General features: G+C 70.5%; 2 protein-coding genes. Both read left to right on the top strand.

Annotation, left to right across the window (positions count from 1 at the left end; all coding sequences use genetic code 11):
- The first annotated feature begins 250 nt into the window (after positions 1-250).
- Positions 251-2,881, top strand: a complete 2,631-nt coding sequence (locus ACFRCR_RS17500) for a glycosyl hydrolase family 18 protein (RefSeq protein ID WP_377679319.1) — start codon at positions 251-253, stop codon at positions 2,879-2,881.
- A gap of 231 nt (positions 2,882-3,112) precedes the next feature.
- A complete protein-coding gene (locus ACFRCR_RS17495) occupies positions 3,113-3,814 on the top strand; it encodes a hypothetical protein (RefSeq protein WP_377679317.1) in 702 nt (233 codons plus the stop codon).
- The last annotated feature ends 95 nt before the right edge of the window (positions 3,815-3,909 follow it).

The raw sequence follows: 3,909 nt of genomic DNA, 5'->3' as shown, positions 1-3,909 counted from the left end.
CCCTCCCCCCGACCCCCGCCGAGGACCGACGCCGATCGGGGCTCCGTCACCGGTGGGTACCACGTAGCGGTTCGCCGCTGCCGAACCCGAGGTCCCGCCGACCGGCCCGACGGCCGCTCAGGACCTCGGGTTCGGCGACCTTCCTCCCGAGATCCCCGATCTCCCCTGATCTCCGCCGGGCCCCGCCCTGCGGTCTTTCGGCGCTCCACGCACACCGCGCGTTGCGCTCCGCACAACGAAGGCAGATTCGATGCACGTGAGACTCACCGGGCACCGCGCCCGGGTCGGCGCGGCCCTCGCGACCACGACGGCGCTGTTCGCGACGATGCTCGTCGCGGCCACCACGTCGTCGGCCGCGGCCGCCGACTGCGCCCCGGCCTGGTCGGCGACGGCGACCTACACCAACGGCGCGACCGTCTCGAAGGACGGCGTGAACTACTCGGCGAAGTGGTGGACCCAGAACAACGTCCCCGGCACCGAGACGTCCGGCCCCTGGGCCTCGCAGGGAGCGTGCGGGACCGGCGGGACCACGGGTGGCACGACCGGCGGCACGACCGGCGGGACGACCGGCGGCACCACTGGCGGGACGACCGGCGGCACCACCGGCGGCACGACCGGCGGGACGACGGGTGGCACCACGACCCCGGAGACTCCCGCGACGGGTCACGAGGCCTGCCGTCCGGACGGCATGTACAAGACCCCGGGCGTGGACGTCCCCTACTGCGACGTCTACGACACCGCGGGCCGCGAGAAGCTCCCCAACGGCCTCGACCGCCGCGTGATCGGCTACTTCTCGAACTGGCGCACGGGGGCCAACGGCCAGCCGCGCTACCTCGCGAGCGACATCCCCTGGAACAAGCTGTCGCACATCAACTACGCATTCGCGCACGTGGGCGCCGACAACAAGATCTCGGTCAACGCGCAGGCTGCGGGCAACGCGTCGACCGACATGACGTGGCCGGGGGTCGCCGGGGCCGAGATGGACCCGACGCTGTCCTACAAGGGGCACTTCAACCTGCTCGCCAAGTACAAGAAGGCGAACCCGGGCGTGAAGGTGATCCCCGCCGTCGGGGGCTGGGCCGAGACTGGCGGCTACTTCGACGCGAACGGCAACCGCGTCGCGTCGGGCGGCTTCTACACCATGACCGAGTCGCAGGCGAAGATCGACACGTTCGCCGACTCGACCGTCGCGTTCATCCGTCAGTACGGGTTCGACGGGATCGACATCGACTACGAGTACCCCACGTCCAACAAGGGTGCGGGCAACCCCGACGACTTCGCGTTCTCGGACGCCAAGCGTGGGCAGCACTTCCAGGGGTACGTGAACCTCCTCAAGACGCTCCGCGAGAAGCTCGACAAGGCGGGCGCCGAGGACGGCGAGTACTACATGCTGACGACCGCGACGCCGTCGTCCGGGTGGCTGCTGCGTGGCATGGAGGCCTTCCAGGTCGTCCAGTACCTCGACTACGTCAACCTCATGTCGTACGACCTGCACGGCGCGTGGAACGAGCACGTCGGCGGCAACTCGCCGCTGTTCGACGACGGCAAGGACCCCGAGCTCACGGCCGCCGGCGTGTACACCGCGTACAAGGGCATGGGCTACCTCAACGGTGACTGGGCCGCGCACTACTTCCGCGGCGCCATGCCCGCAGGCCGCGTGAACCTCGGCGTCGGCTTCTACACGCGCGGGTTCCAGGGTGTCCAGGGCGGCACCGACGGCATGGGCGGCAAGGCCGTCCCGCCCGCGGGCTTCACCTGCCCGGCGGGGACCAACGGCAAGTGCGGCTACGGCGCCGAGGGCGTCGACAACCTCTGGTTCGACTCCGACCCCATGGGCAACGCGGTCCCGGCCGGCGTCAACCCGATCTGGCACGCGCTGAACCTGCAGAAGGGGATCGCGGGCGACTACGCGGCGTCGTACAAGGTCCCGACGACCGTCTCGGGTTCGTACGTGCACCACTTCGACCCGGTCACCAAGAACGAGTGGTGGTGGAACGCGAGCAAGAAGGTGTTCCTGTCCGGAGACACGACCCAGGCGATCGGTGCGAAGACGGACTACGTGGCCGACACGGGCCTCGGCGGCGTCATGATCTGGGAGCTCGCGGGCGACTACGGCTACAACCAGACCAAGGGCCAGTACGAGATCGGCCAGACCATGGTCGACCTCATGCACGCCAAGCTCAGCACGACGACGGCCTACGGGGCCACCAAGGCGAACGCCGACCGGGTCATGCCGAAGCAGGCGATCGACATGAGCATCGACTACACGCAGTTCGCGCTCGGTGACAGCAACTACCCGATCAACCCCAAGGTCGTGTTCACCAACAGGTCGAAGACCGCCATCCCGGCTGGTGCGACCATCTCGTTCCAGTACGGCACCACGGACACGGGCGAGATGAGCGACTGGTCGGGCATGAAGACGACGACGACCAAGCAGGGCCACACGGGTCCGAACGTCGGCGGCCTCAAGGGCGACTTCCACACGGCAGAGTTCACGGTGCCCCTCGGCGGTGTCCCCGCGGGCGGGAGCATCACGAACCAGCTCAAGTGGACCATGCCGATCGCGCAGTTCTCCAACGTGATCGTCACGATCAACGGGACGTCCTACTCGACGACCTACGACCACCCGCGGGGCGTCACGGTCGTCGAGCCCACGGGCGGGACCGGCGGCACGACGGGAGGCACCACAGGTGGCACGACCGGCGGGACCACGGGCGGCACGGGTGTCTGCACCGCGACGGCCTGGTCCGCCACGGCGACCTACGCCGGGGGCGCGCAGGTCAGCCACGCAGGGCGCACGTGGACGGCGAAGTACTGGAACCAGGGGGACACCCCGGGCGCTCAGCAGTGGGGCGCCTGGGCCGACGCAGGCGCGTGCTGACGTCTCGGGACCACTGACCTCCGTGGGGCGGGTGGGTGGGCGCCTCGGCCGGCCCGCCTGCCCCGCGGACGTCGTCGGGTACGGGATTACCCGTACCTCCCCGGCAAGGATGTGGGATTCCCTCATCACCCTTTCCGGCAGCCATCAGTAGCGTGAAATCGTCCGAGGCCCCGGCGCGACCCTCCCCAGTGGGTCACGCCGGGGCCGACCTACATGAGTGAGGCAGTACCCGTGCACCAGCACCGAGTGATCCATTCTTCGGCCGCAGCAGCGGCGACGTCCCCGCAGGCCCGACGGCGTGGCACCGCACGTGCGCGCCTGGTCCCGTTCGTCGGGGTCGTCCTGGGAGTGGGGCTCCTGGCCTCGGCGTGCTCCGGTGGTGGAGCGACGGACAAGGGCACCGCGAGCACCGACCCGTCCGGCTCCGGCCCGGCGGCCGCCGACACCCACGACCAGCACGAGGGGCAGCACACCAACACCGTGGACGTCGGCCCCCTGGCACTCTTCGCGGCCGACTACTGGTCGGTCGTGCAGCCCTCCGAGGGGCTCACCCAGGTGCGCGCGGGCGGGTGCCCCGAGTCGGAGGCGTGCCCGAGCTTCGACGTCCTGAACGGCGACCCGGTCGCCGACGTCGACACGACCAAGGCCTACGTCCCCGAGGGGTCCTTCTGCCCCGGGACCGGCAAGCTCACGGTGGGCGCGTCCACGGAGACGAGCAAGCTGGACGTCGAGATCGACGGGCAGCCCGCGACGCTCACGCGCTTCGAGCTGAGCTGCGTCGACGCCTCGGGCGCCGAGCAGATGACGGTCGAGCAGATGCAGTGGTTCGTGCCGGACTCGCCCAACGGGCCGACCCTCATCGCGGACCGCTGGGCGTTCGAGGGGCTCGAGCAGCGCCTCTACGCCGCGACGTGGGCGACCGCATCGGCCTAGCGCTCCCGGTGCCACGCGGCGCGACCGGCGCCTGAGCCCGCCGCACGGCGGGCCCGCCGCACAGCAGGAAGGCCCCCGGTGAACATCACCGGGGG

Source organism: Oerskovia sp. NPDC056781, from assembly GCF_042789955.1.
GTDB lineage: Bacteria > Actinomycetota > Actinomycetes > Actinomycetales > Cellulomonadaceae > Oerskovia > Oerskovia rustica.
This window is presented reverse-complemented; position numbering and strand designations above follow the sequence as displayed.

Coding starts and splice junctions, on each gene's coding strand:
- ACFRCR_RS17500 (WP_377679319.1), top strand. CDS start 251: ATGCACGTGAGACTCACCGGGCACCGCGCCCGGGTCGGCGCGGCCCTC.